Source organism: Wolbachia endosymbiont of Nilaparvata lugens (assembly GCF_007115045.1).
In the GTDB taxonomy this organism is placed as follows: domain Bacteria; phylum Pseudomonadota; class Alphaproteobacteria; order Rickettsiales; family Anaplasmataceae; genus Wolbachia.
The window spans coordinates 751,164-770,677 of sequence record NZ_MUIY01000001.1 but is presented as its reverse complement, the minus strand read 5'-3'; the positions used below and the strand labels follow the sequence as shown (position 1 = coordinate 770,677).

The 19,514-nt window shown below is 35.7% G+C and carries 14 protein-coding genes, 1 tRNA gene and 2 pseudogenes; 5 read left to right on the top strand and 12 right to left on the bottom strand.

Annotated elements, in window-relative coordinates:
- The first annotated feature begins 69 nt into the window (after window positions 1-69).
- Entirely contained in the window at window positions 70-261 is a 192-nt protein-coding gene (locus BWZ41_RS03945) for a hypothetical protein (protein ID WP_143689469.1), read from the top strand.
- Here BWZ41_RS03945 and metG read toward each other — a convergent pair.
- The 3 genes from metG to BWZ41_RS03930 all read right to left on the bottom strand — a co-directional run bounded on the left by metG (window position 258) and on the right by BWZ41_RS03930 (window position 4,309).
- Window positions 258-1,787 carry a methionine--tRNA ligase gene (gene metG, locus BWZ41_RS03940; RefSeq protein ID WP_143689468.1) on the bottom strand — a complete coding sequence of 510 codons (1,530 nt, stop codon included), beginning with the start codon at window positions 1,785-1,787 and terminating at the stop codon, window positions 258-260. The genes BWZ41_RS03945 and metG overlap by 4 nt on opposite strands.
- Before the next feature lie 132 nt (window positions 1,788-1,919).
- Window positions 1,920-2,822, bottom strand: coding sequence for a hypothetical protein (locus tag BWZ41_RS03935; RefSeq protein ID WP_143689467.1), 903 nt, complete (start codon window positions 2,820-2,822; stop codon window positions 1,920-1,922).
- Window positions 2,823-2,905: 83 nt separating this feature from the next.
- Window positions 2,906-4,309, bottom strand: a complete 1,404-nt coding sequence (locus tag BWZ41_RS03930; RefSeq protein ID WP_143689466.1) for an NAD(P)H-dependent flavin oxidoreductase — start codon at window positions 4,307-4,309, stop codon at window positions 2,906-2,908.
- A gap of 135 nt (window positions 4,310-4,444) precedes the next feature.
- Here BWZ41_RS03930 and coaE point away from each other — a divergent pair, with 135 nt between their 5' ends.
- On the top strand, window positions 4,445-5,023 hold the full coding sequence (gene coaE, locus BWZ41_RS03925; RefSeq protein WP_143689465.1) for a dephospho-CoA kinase: 579 nt from the start codon (window positions 4,445-4,447) through the stop codon (window positions 5,021-5,023).
- Here the strand turns inward: coaE and BWZ41_RS03920 are convergent.
- From BWZ41_RS03920 to BWZ41_RS03900, 5 genes are all read right to left on the bottom strand, one after another.
- Window positions 5,013-6,197: a ribonuclease D gene (locus BWZ41_RS03920; protein ID WP_143689464.1), complete on the bottom strand. Its 1,185-nt coding sequence runs from the start codon at window positions 6,195-6,197 to the stop codon at window positions 5,013-5,015. The two genes, coaE and BWZ41_RS03920, sit on opposite strands and share 11 nt — an antisense overlap.
- An 84-nt stretch (window positions 6,198-6,281) precedes the next feature.
- Window positions 6,282-7,601 carry a dihydroorotase gene (locus BWZ41_RS03915; RefSeq protein WP_143689463.1) on the bottom strand — a complete coding sequence of 440 codons (1,320 nt, stop codon included), beginning with the start codon at window positions 7,599-7,601 and terminating at the stop codon, window positions 6,282-6,284.
- 125 nt (window positions 7,602-7,726) lie between these two features.
- The gene (locus BWZ41_RS03910; RefSeq protein ID WP_143689462.1) at window positions 7,727-10,237 is read right to left on the bottom strand and encodes a lipase family protein; all 2,511 of its coding nucleotides are present in this window, start codon (window positions 10,235-10,237) and stop codon (window positions 7,727-7,729) included.
- A 91-nt stretch (window positions 10,238-10,328) separates the two neighbouring features.
- Entirely contained in the window at window positions 10,329-10,931 is a 603-nt protein-coding gene (locus BWZ41_RS03905; protein ID WP_007302723.1) for an RDD family protein, read from the bottom strand.
- A 22-nt stretch (window positions 10,932-10,953) separates the two neighbouring features.
- A tRNA-Leu gene (locus BWZ41_RS03900) sits at window positions 10,954-11,036 on the bottom strand.
- 102 nt (window positions 11,037-11,138) lie between these two features.
- Here BWZ41_RS03900 and BWZ41_RS03895 point away from each other — a divergent pair.
- Window positions 11,139-12,581: a replicative DNA helicase gene (locus tag BWZ41_RS03895; RefSeq protein WP_017531675.1), complete on the top strand. Its 1,443-nt coding sequence runs from the start codon at window positions 11,139-11,141 to the stop codon at window positions 12,579-12,581.
- 210 nt (window positions 12,582-12,791) lie between these two features.
- Window positions 12,792-13,749, top strand: a pseudogene (locus tag BWZ41_RS03890) (IS256 family transposase).
- Window positions 13,750-13,841: 92 nt separating this feature from the next.
- On the opposite strand, the pseudogene carB reads toward BWZ41_RS03890, so the two are convergent.
- From carB to BWZ41_RS03870, 4 genes and pseudogenes are all read right to left on the bottom strand, one after another.
- Window positions 13,842-15,694, bottom strand: a pseudogene (gene carB / locus BWZ41_RS03885) (carbamoyl-phosphate synthase large subunit); the annotation flags it as partial.
- 64 nt (window positions 15,695-15,758) lie between these two features.
- A complete protein-coding gene (locus BWZ41_RS03880; protein WP_143689461.1) occupies window positions 15,759-16,517 on the bottom strand; it encodes a cell division protein FtsQ/DivIB in 759 nt (252 codons plus the stop codon).
- Window positions 16,498-17,451 carry a D-alanine--D-alanine ligase gene (locus tag BWZ41_RS03875; protein ID WP_143689460.1) on the bottom strand — a complete coding sequence of 318 codons (954 nt, stop codon included), beginning with the start codon at window positions 17,449-17,451 and terminating at the stop codon, window positions 16,498-16,500. Before BWZ41_RS03875 ends, BWZ41_RS03880 begins: the two co-directional genes overlap by 20 nt.
- Before the next feature lie 473 nt (window positions 17,452-17,924).
- A complete protein-coding gene (locus tag BWZ41_RS03870) occupies window positions 17,925-18,299 on the bottom strand; it encodes a ferredoxin family protein (protein WP_143689459.1) in 375 nt (124 codons plus the stop codon).
- A 61-nt stretch (window positions 18,300-18,360) separates the two neighbouring features.
- Between BWZ41_RS03870 and dprA the strand changes: the two genes are divergently transcribed.
- Window positions 18,361-19,437 carry a DNA-processing protein DprA gene (gene dprA / locus BWZ41_RS03865; RefSeq protein WP_143689458.1) on the top strand — a complete coding sequence of 359 codons (1,077 nt, stop codon included), beginning with the start codon at window positions 18,361-18,363 and terminating at the stop codon, window positions 19,435-19,437.
- The last annotated feature ends 77 nt before the right edge of the window (window positions 19,438-19,514 follow it).

Genomic DNA, 19,514 nt, shown 5'->3' with positions numbered 1-19,514 from the left:
CTATGGGAAAGTCTTGTTGGTCGTGCAAATAAGAACGATAACAATTCTGAGCCTAAATGGTATAAGGATTTGCATAAATCAGAAGATCTAGAGGAAATTATAGATGGTGGTACTCTTGACAATTTATTTTACCCTAAAGTAGATAATTGCATAAACACATCAAGACAAGCAGGTACCCGTGTTGATGATGTTGAATTAGAAAGGCTAACTAGAGAAACACCTCCTTCAGCCTATTCTAATGGTTTACCAAGAGTTCTCTAAGCATCAATCCTCAAAAAAATCGGCGTAGGTCTAGGTAATGTAACACCTAAGCTTACGCGTGCGCTGCACAGAGATTGTAAATCGCGTTGTTCTTTTGGAATTTGCAATTGATCAAGTATCATTTCTGCTGACTTTGGAACAATTGGCTGCAATAAAATACCAATTATTCTGATGTATTCGAGTAGTTTGTAAATTACTAAATTCATATGCTCTCTATCGGTTTTACTTAATGTCCAAGGTGCACTTCTATCTATGTAAGCATTGGCCTTGGAAGAGATATTGATAATCAGGAGTATAATCTGGTTAAATTCATACTTTGATAGATGATCCATTACTTGATCAATTATGGCTTTGCAATTTGGTAAACTCTCATCATCTTTAAGCAAATTGCGATCGACCACTGGTACAACTCCAAAGCATTGCTTGTGCAGAAATGAAATTGTTCTTTGCACTAAATTGCCTATATTGTTTGCCAGCTCTGAGTTTATGCGGCTGATCATGTTCTTCTTACTGAAATTACCATCTTGACCGAAACTTGCTTCCCGAAGGAGAAAATAGCGTAGTTGATCAACACCAAACTCTTCTGCAAGATCAATTGGATCTATAACGTTACCAAGAGATTTGGATATTTTTTCCCCCTCGTTTAGCCACCAACCATGAACTGCAATTTGTTTTGGCAGTGGTAAATCTGCTGCAAGAAGAATAGCTGGCCAGTATACAGCGTGAAAACGCAGTATGTCTTTACCGATCACATGAACGTTGAAGGAGTTTGTCCAAAACTTCTTATATTCCTCATCTTCTATATTAGGAAAGCCTATTGACGTGAGATAGTTAGTGAGCGCATCTATCCAAACATAAATTACGTGCTTGTCATTCCCTGGTACTTTTATTCCCCAATTAAAACTAGTACGAGAAATCGAAAGGTCAGTAAGTCCTGATTTTACAAACGATACCACCTCGTTTTTTCTGCTCTCAGGAAAGATGAAATTCGGCTGATTTTCGTATAACTCTAGTAATTTATTTTGCCAACTTGACAAACGAAAAAAGTAGCTCTCTTCTTTTATCCACTGAACTTCAGCGCCTGTTGGTGCTCTGCCATCTATCAACTCTGATTCCTGATAAAATGCTTCGTCACGAACTGAATACCAACCTGAGTAAGAATCCAGATATATTTGTCCTCTCTCTTCAAGCCTATTCCATAGAGCTATAACTGCTTTTTCATGACGTTCTTCTGTGGTGCGAATAAAATCATTATAATCAAAGTTCATTAGCTCAGCCAATTTTCTGAACGTAACACTGATTTCATCTGTAAATTCTTTTGGCTCTATTCCCTTTACCTTAGACGCTTTTTCAATTTTCTGTCCATGTTCATCTGTACCAGTAGTAAACTTGACGTTCTTTCCAGCTAATTTCATAAATCTAGCTGTAACATCACAAATAAGGGAAGTATATGCGTGGCCGATATGTGGCTTGTCGTTTACGTAATATATTGGCGTAGTAACGTAAAAGCTCTCAAATTGCTCCATTTTGTACTGTTTAAAGCTTTATCGTATCTGCACTAGTAATAAAAATCAATATATATCCTATCGTACAAGCAATCTGAAAAGCCATTATACCGCTGCGTTTTGCAGCGGTATTCTCGATTAGTAACTCATGCTTTATCTATTACATTGTTGTTCATAACCTCCAAGATGTTGTTCTAGATAAGAACTATCAAATACATCTTGAGGAGGAGTAGTTGGAGCAGTATTAGAATCGTAAGGAGGTGGTGCATCATGAGAAGAACCTCCAGAGCTATGCCCAGGTTCTGGTTTATGATAATAATCTACCGCTTCTTCAGCTTTCTTAATATTTTCTGACTCTTTCTCATGTTTCATATGAAAAGCCACACCACCAGCAAGACACACAAGAGAATTAATGCCAAGAATGACTAAACCCCAAACTGGTAAGACTGGGTTAATAGCGCAACCTATCAAAGCTGCTAAAGAAATTGCACCAACTGCAAATTCTATATTTCTGAACATTTTAAGTTTATTATCCAGGTAATCTACCTTTTCTGATTTTCTAGCCGTTTTTTCGCTGCTGTTGTACCAAATACACATTAAAGCATGGAAAGCAACACACGTAACTACAGCTACTATCCCTAAAGCTAATAATTTCCTGTTGTCTTCTGCGTCTTTTTTCTTATCTTCTCTGCTTGGCTGGTTACTGCTACCGGAACCAAGGTTATTTATCACTGTAGTATGACCAGTATTACCACTAAACAGGCTACGAAGTAGAAAATAATCCCAAAAATCTAAACCTCTATTATTGTGTACATGTACGTGTCTAACCTGAGGGCTTGTAGGTTGTTGCCTACTATCACGTCGATCACTTCCTATATCGTGTTCATTAGTTGGGTTATAGCGCCTAAATTCCTTACACGCATTTTCAAAATTTTTATCACTCCAGTCCTCAATATTTTGCATACCACGAGAACGTAAAAATTCTTGAACATTCTTGTCACTGCCATTTTCTTTTATATAGGCAAGTGCATACCTTTCTAAAACACTATCACGCATAAAAGTCCCCCCCCTAAATTAAGATTAAATTAATAAAAATTTATTATAACAAAGTAAAGTTTACTTGTCAATTCAACCATAACCTAATACCCAGTTAATATCCTTCCCACCAGTTCTTTTACTGTCGGTACGTAGCCATTCTCATAAAATGGGTCTTGCTTAAATCTGTACACATTGTGTCCAGAAAACATGAGTTCATTTTCAACATTGCCGTCATGTACAATGTTTTGCAGTGTCTTTTGTATACAGAAACTCCTTGGATCTGGTTTTTGTCCTGTTGAATGGTCACCGTGATCTTTCCAATTGCTAAACAAACAATGGCTTAAACATCCCATGCAATTAATTTGATCTTGCCTTATCTCCTCAAATTTACCTGGTGTCACAAAAATAACAGTCGTATCTGGAGTTTTCATTACCTCTGTATACCCCGCTTTAATCCATGCATTTGCTAGCTCTTTGTCTTTTGCAGTAAGGTAAATCTTTCTACCTCTGCTACCCATTGCAAATTCATCATTAAACTCTCCACTCGCACTTTCCGAAAATTTTATTTGGCGTGAGTTACGCTCCTGTAATTCACGTATGAAGTTATTTTTTACTGCAGATGAGTAAAATCCTGTTGGACTGAACTTATTCAAAAACACATCACCTTCTTCTAAAGTGAGTAGCCTCTCTTTCCACTCTGCAGAAATTGGGCTTTCTTTTGTTAAAAGTGGACGGGTGCCAAATTGAAAAGCTATTGGTCCAATTTGCGAATTGTCAAGCCAATGTTCCCAGTCTTTCAAACGCCACACTCCTCCTGCCATAACAATTGGCGTTTCAGAAAGACCGATCTCGTTCATGAAAGACCTAAGCTCTGCAACTCTTTCAAACGGAGCCTGTGGTAATTCCGGATCTTCACTATTACTGAGTCCGTTGTGACCACCAGCAAGCCACGGATCTTCATACACTACTCCACCAAGTAAAAAAGAAGATATTTTTTGGTAAGCACGTTTCCACAACGCTTTAAAAGCGCGCGCCGATGAGATAATAGGGTAGTAATAAACTTGATATTTAGCTGCAATTTCTCCAAGCCTGTAAGGCATACCAGCACCGCAAGTGATGCCATGAACTAAACCTTTTGCTTTTTCTAATATGCCATGAAGAACTTGTTCTGCTGCTCCCATTTCCCAAAGCACATTCATATGTATTCTTCCACGGCCCTTTGATATTTCATTCGCTATTTTTGCTTGACTAACTCCAGCCTCAATACTATACTTAATTAATTCCTCATGCTTTTCATTTCTTGTTTTACCTCTATAAATCAGCGGCACCAACTCACCATTGTCATCAATAAGTTTAGCATTTGCACCAGAAAACGTACCAACAGCATCTGCTGCAGCAAATGCCCCACTTGATCTTCCATCACTGATTGCAATGCCTTTACCGCCCTCGACGATTGGCCAGACTTTTTTCCCTGAAATCACTATCTTTTTTATCTTATCTTTCAAAATTTCCTCTTAATCTTTCACTCTATTTTACTGAATTACTAAAAAAATAATAGCTTTTCTTTTTTATACCTATGCATTCAGTTTTAAATAGGCATAGGAGATGCTATAAATATAGTTTTATAAGAAATTTGCTATATGATCATAGGTTTAACAGGTGGGATTGCAGTTGGAAAGAGCTTTGTAGCCAATTGCTTTAAAGAATTTGGTGCCGCTTTGTTTGATGCCGACTCTGTCGTGCACCAGCTTTATAAAGTAAACAAAAACATAATAAGTTACGCAGAAGAAAAAATTCCTGGGGTGATAGTAAATGGTGAAATAGACAGAGCAGTATTGTCTAAATATTTTTTGGCCTACGATGAAAATTGGAAGCAATTTCAATCTTTAGTGCATTCTGCTGTGCATAGTGAATTAGCAATTTTTATTGCTCAGGAGAAAGAAAACGACAGAAAACTCCTAGTCCTAGACATTCCACTCCTACTGGAAACGAGATTCCGTTTATATTGCGATTTTATTGTTTTTATCCATGCAGATAGCACTGTACAAGCTCAAAGGCTTAGTGAGCGTAATATGGATAAAAAAAAGCTGGATCTAATGTCTAGTATTCAGTTACCTATTGAAGAAAAAAAGCAAATGAGCGACTTTATCATCGATACCAGTGCAAATGTTCTTTCTCAAGTGAAAGATATAATAAACTCGTTAGACCTTAACACGTGATACGGTTATTCTCCACAAGATTACTCCGAATCTTAGCTATACTATCAGCAGATTTTACCATTAAAATTTCAAACCTTGAGCCTGCATTCAAAAACGATTCTACTGATCTGCCGAAAAAATCATATCTCCATCCCTTGAATAGTTTATCTATCTGCCCAGATATTGAACCAGCTAACTCATCTTTTGATGAAACTAACTTTCTTGATATGTTATTTTCCTTACATTTGCTCTCTAAAATAATCGAGAGTATATCAAATACAGATTTATCATAATTATCTGACAGAGTATAATTTTGCTGCACAAACTCCTTCTCATTCTCATTGAAAATATTCATAAATTCTAATAAATCTTCCTCTTTTATATTTTTTGTGTTCCTCTCAAGATCATCTAAAACCTCGTCAATACGCTCCACATTTTTTTCAATAAGACCAATTATTACAGCATTATTAATTACTTTATTACGATTGATGTTATAGCGTTGTGCTAAAGTCTCTTGCCACTCACTCACTGCTTTAACAACTAACATTAGCCTCGGATTTGCTTCATAGTTAAATTTAATCCTCCTCCATGCATCTTTTGGACTATGCAAATACTTATTGACATCAACTATTGATTCCATCTCTTCTTGAAACCAGCCCATCCTATTATTTTCTTCAAGTTTATTGCACAATATTTGGTGTAGGTCATATAGGTGTATCACGTCATTTACTGCATAATCTAATTGATCCTCAGATAATGGCCGTTTTAACCAGTCTGAATTTTTAGCTTTAATTTTATCCAGCGCTACCCCCTGATATTGCTCTACTACTTTTGAATAACCAATAAAGTCGTGATAATAATGACAAAACATAGCAGCAACTTGGGTATCAAAAATGGGAGTAGGAACACATTTAAGCACGGTGAGTAAGGATTCTATGTCTTGCCGACAACTATGAAAAACTTTGGTTATTTCTCGATTCAGCATTATTTTCTTAATAAGCGATAAGTCAATTTCCGGTACTAACACATCTACAATAAAACTCTTCTCTCCGTAAGAAATTTGAATTAGTGATAATCTAGGATAGTAGGTTAAATTGTTTCTAATGAACTCTGTGTCCACTGCTATAAATTTTGGATCTTTTGCCATCAATTCTTCACATGCATTCTCCAGCTCCGATATCGTACTAATTAGCATATATTTTTTATTCAGTGGCTATATTTTACCACTTATATTGAATATTTACAATTGATTGAAATTGAGAACGCAACTGTATGATAACTAATTCTTCTGTAAATATACAGTTTTGCCAGACACAATGGTACGTATTACGCGCCCTTTCACTTTGCGTCCATCGAAAGGGGAATTTTTTGATTTACTAGCAAAGTTGTCAACTTTAATTTTCCATTCATGATCCAAATCAACTAAAATTAAGTCCGCTGCAAGGTTTTTCTGTATGCGGCCACGTGGCACATGTATGATATCTGCAGGCTTATATGTCAATTTTGCAATCACATCAAGTAGACCCATTTGTCCACTGTGATATAGTTCAAGTGAAATGGGCAGCATTGTTTCAAGGCCAACAATACCAAATGCAGCATTTTCAAGTGGCAAATCCTTAGAACTAAGATCATGCGGAGCATGATCGGTTGCAATACAATCAATCACACCTGTCTTTAAACCTTCAATCATAGCTAAACGATCTTCCTCTGTACGCAGTGGCGGATTCATTTTTGCGACTGCTCCATGTTGCTTTACTATATCTTCAGTTAAAGTAAAGTGATGAGGAGTTACTTCACATGTAACATTTAACCCCAAATCTTTCGCTCGTTTAATAGCATCAAGTGAATCTTTTGAAGAGACATGTAAAATATGGTAGTGTACATTTTCTATGTCCTTCATTAGCAGTATATCACGAGTTACCATGACCGACTCTGACGCACTCAAGATTCCCTTTACTCCCAATTCTTCAGAAATCTTACCCTTGTTAATTGCACCACCAGCAGATAGATTCAAATCCTCTGCGTGTTGAGCAATAGGAACACCAAGCATACTTGAATAAAGCAGTGCCTGTCTCATAATCATTGGATTCATAACTGGCATACCATCATCGGTGAAACCAACTGCACCTGCTTCCTTTAAGAGTGCCATTTCAGTTAATTTTTCTTCCGAAGTGGTGATTTTAGCGTAAAATTCCACATTCACATGCGAAGTTTCAAATGCTCTATATTTCAAATACTGAGCCAAGACAACACTATCAATCGCTGGAACAGTGTTTGGCTGACAAACTACAGTTGTAACGCCTCCTGCAGCTGCAGATTTACTACCCGTATGTATATTTTCTTTATGCTCTTGACCTGGTTCACGAAAATGCACGTGAATATCAATAAGGCCTGGCATTAGAACAAGCCCTTTACAGTCTATTGTTTCATCAACCCCACTTGTTGAAAATAACGATTCGCCAAAATCAACAATTTTATCCCCTTCAGTTAACAATGAACCTTTTATATCAAGTTTAGTTTCCGGGTCAATAATACGAGCATTGGTATACGCAATTTTATAGCCTTCCTTTTGGCCTGTCTGCAATAAACTCCAAATCATATTTTAGTATCAATTATAAAGTATAATCTAAAGTTTTTTTAGTAAAACACAAACAAATTAAAGCGATGGCATAATAACTAGCAATGAAGAATATTTAAATTAATACTCAAGCAGCTACTCTACAACTAAACTAAAGAATGACTAAGATCATTCCCGATTTGACTAACTTCAACATTATTAAGTGCGGTATTTGCGTTATAAGAACAGTAACATCCTACTGCAAGAAAAGTTAATGCAGCTACAGCAAGCGAAACACACATTGCTAAATGAACCATTGTTAAACTTGTACCAACAGCAAATGCTCCAGATAATACAAAAGAAACAGAAGCATAATTACCTTGCCTTTTACTGTAAGTTCTTGCTTTCAAGAATTTTTCACTTAGCTCTTCATTCTTGCTTTCAAATTGCTTCTGTAGACTCTTCTCTAGTACTTCACTTTTGTTTTCAATTTCTTGCAGCTTTGTCTTTAAGTCGTTATTTTCATTTTCGCGTTGCATTATTTGATCAGCGAACGATTGTCTTGCATCATTCAGCTGCCCTTCCAACTGATCATTTTGTGTAGTCAATTGAGCTACCCGACCATTTAGCGTATCAGCAACCTGTGTTAATCGGGTTACTTCATCAGTTTTATCAATTAGACCTTGCTTTGCATCATCCAGCCGCCCTTCCAATTGATTGTTTTGTATAGTCATTTGATCTACTTGATCTTTTAGCCTTCCAATCTCTTTTTTCTTCTTTTCAAGCTGAGCTCTTGCTTCATTAGATTCTTTGCTAAGTTGCATGACTTTACTAGTTTCTTCAGCTAATTTTTGCTTTGATGCTACAAGTTGAACTTCTGTTTGCTCACATTTCCTTTCAAGCTCCCTTGCTTGACTAGACAAATTACTATTTTCCTGTTCAAGTTGAGCTTTTACTTCCCTTAGCCCTCCCTCACTCTCTCTGAATTGAGCTCTAGTATCCTTTAGCTCTTTTTCTGCACATTCTACCTTTTCTTCTAGCTTAGTTTTTGCTTTCTCAAGCTTCTTCAGTTGATTAGTCAGATTACTATTCTTTCTTTCTAATCCAGTATTTGTTTCTTCAAGTTTTTCTACAGTACCGTTAAGCCTAGTTACTTTGCTAATTTGCTCATCCAACTCTGCTTTGTTTTCTGCAAGCTGATCTTTTGTCCCTTTAAATTCTGCAGTAAGTTTATCTACTTGATCATTGAGTTGATTAGTCTTCTGTTGTTCTTGTGTTAATTTTCCTTTTTCATCATCTAACTCTTTAGTTTTTCCAACCAAACTTTGTTGTATACTATTTAACCTTCCCTCTAGTTGAATTTTTTCATTAGTAAGCTGAGCTACTTTTTGTTTTCCTTGTCTAAATTCCTCTTCTAAATTTGGAGCACGTTGAATTGGTATCTCAGAAAGCTTAATGCCTTCATTTTCTTCTCTGACTTCTTCAAAGAATTCCTTATCATCCACATCAACATATGACAAAACTGCATGGTAAAATAGGCCACAAATATAAGCAATATGACGATACTTAGATGCTTCGCTATCCGATTTAAATTTTTCCTGCTCTATTTTCTCAATAAGGTTATAATAGGTATCGATTTTATGATAGTGTAGTTCTAAATACTCCAGAGTTTTACCTGTTTCTAATTTTAATGGTTTACCTACATGTTTATAGTGCATACCAGCATTACCATGTGGCAAACATGGTACCGGATCTGATTGACAAGCTACTCTAATAGTATTATGTCCAAGACACTCATTGTAAACTTCAGCAGCACCATTGTAGAACACTCTTGGAGAGCCAAAAGTTGCAACATGAACATCTTCAGCACCTTCTGTTTTATTAAGACATAAAGCAGTTATACTAGCAAGAGCACCTCCCATGCTATGGCCTGTAACATTGATTTTTAAATCTTTGATTGCTAATCCTTTATCATTAGCATGCCCTTGTAATATTTTATGTACGCTGGGCCAAGAACGTTTGAATAGAGAGTAAAAACCAGAGTGAACATAATTATCTCCAGACAAAAATGGCAACTTAGTTAAAGAAGCACGCAGATCTTCCTTCACATCATTTAAATCACGAGTGCCATGGTAAGCTATATCTACTTCGTTATCTTTAATAAAAATATAACCAGCATCTCGATTATATGAATTTTTACCAGTTAAAGCATAGCCAACATCGTGTTGCTCTAATTTATAATCAACATCTGAGCAATATTTATCTTCAATAAGTTCATTATCGTAAAATCTTATAATCTGATAACCTTCTTCTTCAAACTTCCTTTTAGTTTTGTATTTACCTTTCTCTAATTTTCTATCCACATCACCATAGGAAATTTTGCTAAAGGTACACATTTTCCATAATTTTTCTTCATCAAATTCTGCAATTTGCCCTTTTATCAGATCAGCAAAGTCAGAAGCATCCTTTAACTCAGCACCTTTAAAATCTTCTATCTTCTTCCATGCTTTAACTAGGTCAGAAGTTCCTAGCCCATTAAGGTCAAAACTTTGAGCTTCTAATTCGTTCTTAAATGTTTCTAGTGCCTCAATTACGCATTCTTTTATTTCATTATCATCAATATGTACAATACTATCGCTAATAGAATCCATACTTTGATCATGAGTAATACTTGGCATATTTTTTACCTACTATTTTAGTATATCATTAATTAAGCATTTAATCAAATTTATCAATAAAACTATTAAAATTTTCTTATTTTAAACGAATTTAGTTCATTTTATCACACTTAAGACTTTTGTTTGTGACAACTGCTGTATTTGCAATCTTATCGTGCCAAGTTTGGCAGCGTTTATCGAAACTTGCCCATATGAAACCCAAGAATAATGGTGCAGTTGACAATATGAAGGAAAAAAACCTCTTTGTTGCTTGTTTCAGAGTCAATTTTTCAAAAGTTTGTGCATTTACAACTCTAAGTCCAAGTAAGAATTTTCCAGGTGTAGCGCCAAATCTTATCCACATATATGCTACATAACTAAAAAGCATAATAAATTGAACTATCTGATTTAGAACTAGTAACTTTATTAGTTTACTCTGCATTGCTGTTTCCTCTGCAGATAGTGGCACCTGCATTTGATATTTTGCAGCAATTTGGCCTAATATTTTACTGCTCTCCGAGCTCATAAAGAGTTGATTTAAGGCCTGACCGCAAAACTGTAAAAATAAAACGATGATGATTAAATCAAGCAGTACTGACAAATAGCGTCTAAGTCCCGTTACGTAACATATTCCATTTTCATCTTTCTTTATCCTTTGAATAGCATTTATAGAAGAAAGAATGGCAAATGAACGATTAAAAAACTTGTGTAACATAAAGCACTTTCCAATGTTTGAGTGCCCCTGGCCGGACTTGAACCAGCATGCTCTTGCAAGCAACAGATTTTGAGTCTGCCGTGTCTACCATTCCACCACAGGGGCCTATTTTAATGCTATAAGCAACACAAGATTAGTCAAATTTTTTCTCTTTTAAGTCGAGATTGAATATTCTACAATAATCAATCATTACTCTAAAAACTTAAAATGAATGAATTAGTTAACCTTATTAATTCAAGAGAAGAAATATGTAAATTGCCACATAATTTAGAAGCAGAGCAAATGCTCATTGGTGCAATGATTCGTGATAATAGAATTTGTGATGCAGTTGAAGATATAATTGCAGCAGACAATTTCTACGATCCACTACATCAAAGCATTTTTACCCAGATATCTAAAACCAGAAAACACGGCATAGTTGCCAATGAACTAAGCCTTAAGATGTTTTTTGAAAATGATAAAGCATTTGCCGAATGTGGTGGAGTTGAGTACCTAGCAAAGCTTGCAGCGAAGGCAAGTATTGCTCTTGATATCTATAGCTTGACCAGAATAATCCGTGATACTTATTTAAGAAGATGCTTAATCAAGCTCGGACAAGAGACAATTGACGATAGTTATAACTATGACATCGAAAATCCTGCACAGGTACAAATTGAGCAAGCAATGACAAAATTGTTCAATTTAGCAGTAAAAAAGCAAGGTGAGAAAACATACATAAAGCTTGCAAGTTCAATTAAAGATGTGGTTGAGAAGATTAGCAAGCTAAAAAATAATCCAGAGGCTCTAGGTATTACAACCGGACTTCAAGATCTAAACCAGCTTCTTGGTGGTTTGCAGAAATCTGATCTGTTAATTATAGCTGCAAGGCCCTCAATGGGGAAGACAGCATTGGCACTGAACATCGCACTTAATGCTTGTAAGATTTTGCAAAAAAGAACAGACAAACAACACTACGTAGCGTTTTTCTCACTTGAAATGTCAGCAGAGCAATTGACTGCAAGATTGATTACCATAGATTCAGGTATTGGTTATTATAAAGCAATGACTGGGAGAATTAGTGATTTTGAATTACATGAATTCATTAATGCTAGTACAGGACTATCTGAATTACCTTTCATTATAGATGACACTCCTGCTCTATCAATTAGTGCCCTTCGTACCAGAATACGACTGCTATATCAGCTATACAATGTAGAGGTAGTATTTATCGATTATCTGCAATTAATTCGAGGAACAACAAAAAGGAGTAGTGAAAATAGAGTGCAAGAAATTTCAGAAGTGACGCAGGGTTTGAAAGCAATTGCAAAGGAACTAAATATTCCCATTGTTGCACTATCGCAGCTCTCTCGTTCTGTTGAGCAGAGGGATGATAAAAAACCACAACTTTCTGATTTACGTGATTCAGGAAGCATAGAACAGGATGCGGACATAGTAATGTTCCTCTATAGAGAAGAATATTATGAATTAAGAAAGCAACCAAATGAAGGAAGTAATAAACATCGAGAGTGGCAAGAGAAAATGGAGAAAATTAGAAATATTGCAGAGCTGATCATTGCAAAACAAAGAAACGGGCCAATTGGCAGTGTGAAACTACATTTTGACTCCAATAGAGGTGCATTTAAAGACTATACAGAAAGATATAGTCTTTAGCGGTGAGTAATCCTGGAAGTGTTTAACAAACCATACGTGCCAAATTAATTAGCTATCGTAAAATATAGCAATATTTAAGATTGGCATTTTACTTGTTACATTTATTTTTTTTAGAAAAATCTATAAATTACTAACTTAAAGGGAACGTTTAAAAAAGTGCGTCAAAGCGAGAAGTAAAAATAAAATAGAAACAAAAAATGGAGATTTGACATGAGTCAAGTAAATGGAACTACTGGATTGGTAGACTATAAAGAATTAGAAACAAATATTCTATCATCTATACGGGACCATTGATGGGGAGAGATGGTAACAAGGCTACTGGAAGCGAGTCTGGAAGGTACCATTTACCCACTGAAAGAGAAGAAACGGAAAAAACTTTGAGGACAAATATTTGAACTTTTGACACCAAGAGATAGAGAGCGAACCACAGATAGTGAAAAAAAAAGGTAAACAACTGAACTTGAGGCAAAAAATATCTGCAGCAGAGATATCTGGAATTACAGATAAATTACTACCTATAATCAATGAATGGTGTAGTCGTCCACTACAATCAATATATCCGATAGTATTCATGATTTTTTAAGGTGAAAGAAGACGGTTGTTGTGTAAGTAAGTGCATGTATAACATATTGGGTATAGATCAAGAAGGCAAAAAGGATGTATTGGGTTTTTATTTGGCTGAAAGAGAAGTTCTGGTTGGGGGTATTAAATGAGCTAAAAGAAAGAGGAGTAGAGGATATTCTAATAGCTTGTATTAAAAAGTTTTCCTGCTGCTATAAATAGCTAAAGCAGAAATGTATAGTACATCAGATAAGAAACTTACTGAAGCAGCAAAAACTTTCATAAGTGATCTGAAGAAAGTATATCAGGCTTCAAGCAGAGAAATTGCTGAAAATTATTTACTCGAGCTGATGGAGTGAAAAATATCCTTTGGTCATAAAATCGTGGCAAAACAATTGGGAAAATTTATTTTAAGTATTTCGGGCCAGTTAGGCGGCTCCACTAATCCTATCGAGGAGACATTTACTAAAACCAAAGGTTCATTTACCAGCTTGTACAAGTTGGTATATTGTGCTATAAGGAAGGTGGAGGAAAAGTGCTGTACATATTAACTATATCTCAGCTCAACATTTTCTTTCTCCACAGATTGAAAATTGAGTTGAACTAAAAATTCGCTTTGACGCAGTTTTTTGAACATTATCCCTTAGCTTACAAGATCCTCATTTTGAAATAAGTAATAATTTATTATAGTCTTGATATTTAAACGTTTTGTATCTGCTGTAATGATTTCACTTCCAATTTGCTATTCTTTACATATTGAATTGCAAGCGCTAACGCTTTACTTCCAGAAGCTGTGGTGCTATAAGCTATATTTTGCAAAATAGCAGTTCTGCGAATATCTTTGCTGTCTGAGACTGACTTTACACCTTTTGAGGTATTAATCACTAGATTTATTTTTCCATCTTTGAGCATATCAACTATGTGGGGTCTGCCTTCTCTCACTTTATTTACAGCTTTTGCAGCAATGCCGTTATTGTTCAGATACGAAGCTGTGCCTTTGGTGGCATATATTTCAAAACTCAGTTCTTTCAACATTCGTGCAACAGGCAATATACACTCTTTATCATCATCTTTTACTGAAACCAGAGCTGCTCCTTCTGTTGGTAACTTGTATCCTGCAGCCATGTGCACTTTTGCAAGTGCAGCTTCGAAAGATAAGTCAATTCCCATCACTTCTCCTGTTGATTTCATTTCAGGACCAAGTAAAGTATCAACTCCTGCAAAGCGGGTAAATGGAAAAACAGCAGCTTTAACTGCAAAATGATTGAAAGGCTTGTTTTCCTGATTCAAATTTTTACCCAAAATGACCTGAGTGGCAAGCTTTGCAACAGGAATGTTGATTACCTTGGAAATGAAAGGAACTGTACGGCTAGCCCTTAAATTCACTTCAAGTATGTATACATCACTCTCTTGAACAGCAAACTGAATGTTTATCAGACCTTTCACTTTTAATGCTAATGCTATTCTTTCAGTTTGGAGCTCGATCTCTTTTATTACTTCGTCACTCAATGTATTTGTCGGTATTGAGCATGTTGAATCGCCAGAGTGGATACCAGCTTCTTCAATGTGCTCCATGACCGCTGCAATGAAAACTTTTTTCCCATCACATACAGCATCAACGTCAACCTCAACTGCATTGACTAAAAATTTATCAAGAAGCAGCGATCCGTGTTCAAAAATTTTGGTTTGATTCAAGACATACTCTTTAAAGCTCTGAGTATCATGTCTAATCGACATAGACTGACCGCCGAGGACATATGATGGCCTGACTACTAGTGGAAACCCCACCTTTTCTGCGTTGGTTAACGCTTCTTCTACTGAATGGCAGATAGAATTTTCAGGTTGTTTTAAATTAAGTTGCAAAGCAAGATTTTTAAATCTCATGCGATCTTCTGCAAGGTCAATAGAATCAAACGAAGTTCCCAGAATTTTGAAACCTCTCTCGTTAAGCACTTTGGCTAACTTTAAAGGCGTTTGCCCGCCGATTTGAACTATTACACCAACCAGTGTGCCATTTTCTTGCTCTTTGCTTAGTATTTCAAGCACATCCTCTGCAATCAGTGGGGCGAAATATAAACGATCAGCGGTATCGTAGTCAGTTGAGACGGTTTCTGGATTACAGTTAATCATTATTGTTTCATATCCCATTTCTTTGGCGGCAGAAGCTGCATGTACGCATGCATAATCAAACTCAATACCCTGACCAATGCGGTTTGGACCACTTCCTAAAATGACAACTTTTTTTCGATCCGAAATATTCGCCTCACATTCCGTTTTATTTTCAACATCACCCTCATAGCAGCCATACATATAAGCAGTGCTCGATTCAAATTCAGCTGCACAGGTGTCTACACGTTTATAAACTTGTTTAGTACCAAACCTTTTCCTTATTGCTTCAATTTGCTCTACTTTCTTATTGCTTAACTTTGCCAACCTTGCATCTGAAAATCCCATTTTTTTCAGCTCTAACATTTCATATGCAGTTCCAGGAAGGCCATTTTCCTTGATTTTTTGTTCAGCTAATATAATTTGCTGTATATTCTGCAAAAACCNATTCCACTTTCAAGCTACTCGGATGACAGAGAAAGTTCTACTTGAATGACAAGGAAAGAAGCTCTACCTTTTTACAAAAATTTTATCAGCAACACGCATATCAATTATGCTCCAATTGCTAAAAGTAAAGTCGGTTGTATTTTGCAAGTGGCTTAAATAATCCCATGCGCTATAAGGATTATCTTCAGGCAATTTTACTGTGACACTGTCATCGAGTATGATATTCCATCTTCTATTGCCTACATAAACACAAGAAGAAATATGATCACTTAATTGAGTTTTCCTCTCTAGTATATCTTTAATGAATTTTAGGCTTGATAACGAATTTTGTCCTTTGATTATAACAAGGTTATCTATCTGGTAATCATCTACGATTACTTTACCTTCAGAGTCAATTACTGAAGTTCTGTTATCATCTTTCCAAAGAGCAAAAGGTTTGTGTTCATTTACATCAATGCGTAAGGTGTTGGGTAAAATCCTATAAATTCTTACATGTTTTATCCATTCGCTTACAGATTGTATATTATCTGTTAGTTTTGAGAGTGATACATACATGATAGGTTGTGTTCTATCTACTAAACTTAGAATGTCCTGTTCATTTGTAAATTTGTTTCCAGTAACGGTTACTTTGTCCATTGAAAATCCATTGCTAATTAATAAGCTCGATAAGCGATCGTTACACCAAGTAAAGTAGTAATTGAATCGATTTGTTATTTTATCAAGTGAACTATAAAGTACTAGTGTAAGGAAAAGTGCAGTTATAATCATGAAAGCACACTTGCGCAAAAAACTCCTTTGGCTTCTAGTAACATTGTTCAACATCGACTTGATCTCTAATATTCTTGTGGTGTAAACTGTCTTTGACAATAATTTTAATTAATTCATTAAAATCAATTCCTTTTGTCAATTTTGCAATTTCTGGTACTAACGATAATTCAGTAAAGCCAGGATGTGTATTAATCTCAAGCATTTTTAAAGTGTTATTTTGGGGATTATAACGGAAGTCTGAGCGGGAAACAGTTTTGCATCCTAAAAATTGATGAACTTTTAGTGCGTGTTCCAAGGTCATTCTATATATGTTGTCAGGAATTTTAGCAGGAAATATATGTTCTGCAAATCCATCTGTATACTTTGCTTCATAATCATAGAATTTATTTTTTGGTCGTATTTCCATAGTGCCAATTGCTTCATTCAGCAACACAGCAGTATGTAACTCTATACCCGGTATGTATTCTTCTATGATCATCTTTTCCATTATAGTAGAACTGTTATTTTTCAGCTCTAAGTAATCCTCATGTGAGAAAATCATGTGTACTCCAATGCTTGAGCCTTCGTTAATCGGTTTTAAGACGTACGGATAATCAACTTTAATATTATTTTTTAGCACATCTTCTCGACTAATTACATAACCTCTTGGAGTGTCGATATTAAGAGAATGGAATATATGCTTTGACATCACTTTATTCATAGCAATAGCCGAAGCCATAACTCCGGAGTGTGTATATTTTATACCTAAAACCTCCAGTAAACCTTGAATACAGCCATCTTCACCATAAGGTCCATGTAGAGCAATAAAAGCAAGAGCGGGATTAGTTTTTTTAAGCTTTTGAGCAATGTTGCTATCAACATCTATTTCTATTGCATTATATGAAAGGCTATCAAGCGCCTTCTTTACTGCTTTTCCGCTCATAAGCGATATTTCTCTTTCGCAAGAAAATCCACCACTTAAAATTGCTATAGTTGGAACCATAAGCACCCTAATATTTTGCTATATATCATATATAAAAGATACTTTTATCTTCAATAGAAAAAACACTTTGAAAAATTCTATAGCTCTATCCTATGCACAACTGTACGAACGTTTGTTTTGTTAAGATACAACAAATGGTGTCATCCCAGTGCTCCTTTTTTTGTCATCCCAGTGCTTGACACTGGGATCTATTTTGCATGTCACTCCAATTGTGTTTTGGCATAAAACGCGACGCGTATTAGACTTATTTGCAAGCAAAGCTTGCTAGATCCCAGTGTCAAGCACTGGGATGACATCATAGAGGCACTGCCCTTTTGGATGAAAACCAGTGTCAAGCACTGGAATGACATCTTTCTTGGTGGACTCAAACTACGATGTTCGTACGATTGTGCGTTACGCCCTGTAATGACAAAAAAGAGTGAGTTGGTAATTTTTCATATGGTTATGCAAGAAGTCTGATCTTTTTTTCTTTGTTAATATTACCCTAAATTTTCATCAAAATAAGCTGTTTTATCCTTTTTTTCTTTATACTCTTCTGCTGTATCTAGGGGTTGCTTTTTAGCTGTGATATTTGGCCACTTTTGCGAATATTCTACATTTATGTTGTAAAATGATTTAAAGATTTTTTGTTCATTATTTAGTAAGCCTTCATCTAGCTCTAGAATATCTTTTATGGAATCATCAGTTACAATTGCATCTACTGGGCACTCAGGTATACACACTCCACAATCAATACATTCATCTGGGTTAATCACGAGCATATTTTTACCTTCATAAAAGCAGTCAACGGGACATACTTCTACACAGTCTGTATATTTACATTTTATGCATTTATCTGTAACAAAATGCGCCATAAAATACTGTATATTTGAATTATCTTGGGTACACTAAATTGATAAGAAATTCAAGCCTTTTATGAAGATAAATAAATTAAATAACGAAGAATTAGAAATATGGCTAAGCTTGGCTAGGACTGTGGGACCAGTAAAGTTTTTTAGTATACTAAGAGCATGTGGCTCACTAGATGAAGTGCTTAAATATCTTAGTAAGTTGACTAACAAGGATTATGGAATTAAAAATGTACAAGAAGAAATTAAGAATGCAGAAAAAATTGGAGCCAAAATAATACCAGCATGTGATCCAGATTATCCTGACATTTTAAGGAATATCTCTGGTTGTCCTCCTGTAATAACTACACTTGGTGATGTCTCATTATTAAGCCGTGAGATAATTGCAATAATCGGTGGACGTAATTCTTCAATGAATGGAAGAAATTTTGCCAATAAGTTAGCACTTGATTTAAGCGAAGCTGGTTTTATTATCGTTTCTGGACTTGCAAGGGGGATCGATACTGCAGCAAACAGTGTAATATACAAAAATCACCCAACCATTGCTGTCACAGCAAGCGGAATTGACGTAGTATACCCAAGAGAAAATCTTGATCTATACAAAAGAATCACTGAAAGTGGCGGATTAGTAATTACTGAGCTTCCATTTGCTACTAAACCAAAGCCTCAGTATTTTCCTCAAAGGAATCGAATTATATCTGGTCTATCGCTGGGTGTTGTAGTGATTGAAGCATCGAGACGTTCTGGCTCTCTAATAACAGCAGATTTTGCTTTAAATCAAGGAAGAGAGGTATTTGCAGTTTCTGGTTTCCCTCTAGATTCACGCTGTAGTGGTAGCAATTATCTAATTAAAAACGGCGCTAAACTTGTTGAATCAGCTGATGATATAATAGAGAGCGTGAGATTTAGTTTGCCTCTTCAGCAAAAAAGTCTATTTGATACCGTTGCTGACCAAAAACAAGAAAAATTACAACAGGCAAAATCTGTTATAGTTGATCATATTAACTCTGTACCTGTTGATATAGATGAACTTATATTAGCAAGTGGACTTTCTACCAACATAGCTCTAATGGCTCTTTTGGAACTAGAGTTGGAAAACAAAATAGAGCGTTCACCGGGAAATAAAATATCGTTAATTTTCTAAGCTATAAGCCCACAACCGTACGAACATTGTGATTTGAGTTCACCAAGAAAGATGTCATTCCAGCGCGCGACGCTGGA

What these genes read in the sequence shown, in the direction of transcription:
- metG (WP_143689468.1), bottom strand. Translation starts at nt 1,787, where the DNA reads ATGGAGCAATTTGAGAGCTTTTACGTTACTACGCCAATATATTACGTA.
- BWZ41_RS03935 (WP_143689467.1), bottom strand. Translation starts at nt 2,822, where the DNA reads ATGCGTGATAGTGTTTTAGAAAGGTATGCACTTGCCTATATAAAAGAA.
- coaE (WP_143689465.1), top strand. Translation starts at nt 4,445, where the DNA reads ATGATCATAGGTTTAACAGGTGGGATTGCAGTTGGAAAGAGCTTTGTA.
- BWZ41_RS03920 (WP_143689464.1), bottom strand. Translation starts at nt 6,197, where the DNA reads ATGCTAATTAGTACGATATCGGAGCTGGAGAATGCATGTGAAGAATTG.
- BWZ41_RS03915 (WP_143689463.1), bottom strand. Translation starts at nt 7,601, where the DNA reads ATGATTTGGAGTTTATTGCAGACAGGCCAAAAGGAAGGCTATAAAATT.
- BWZ41_RS03910 (WP_143689462.1), bottom strand. Translation starts at nt 10,237, where the DNA reads ATGCCAAGTATTACTCATGATCAAAGTATGGATTCTATTAGCGATAGT.
- BWZ41_RS03905 (WP_007302723.1), bottom strand. Translation starts at nt 10,931, where the DNA reads ATGTTACACAAGTTTTTTAATCGTTCATTTGCCATTCTTTCTTCTATA.
- BWZ41_RS03895 (WP_017531675.1), top strand. Translation starts at nt 11,139, where the DNA reads ATGAATGAATTAGTTAACCTTATTAATTCAAGAGAAGAAATATGTAAA.
- BWZ41_RS03880 (WP_143689461.1), bottom strand. Translation starts at nt 16,517, where the DNA reads ATGTTGAACAATGTTACTAGAAGCCAAAGGAGTTTTTTGCGCAAGTGT.
- BWZ41_RS03870 (WP_143689459.1), bottom strand. Translation starts at nt 18,299, where the DNA reads ATGGCGCATTTTGTTACAGATAAATGCATAAAATGTAAATATACAGAC.
- dprA (WP_143689458.1), top strand. Translation starts at nt 18,361, where the DNA reads ATGAAGATAAATAAATTAAATAACGAAGAATTAGAAATATGGCTAAGC.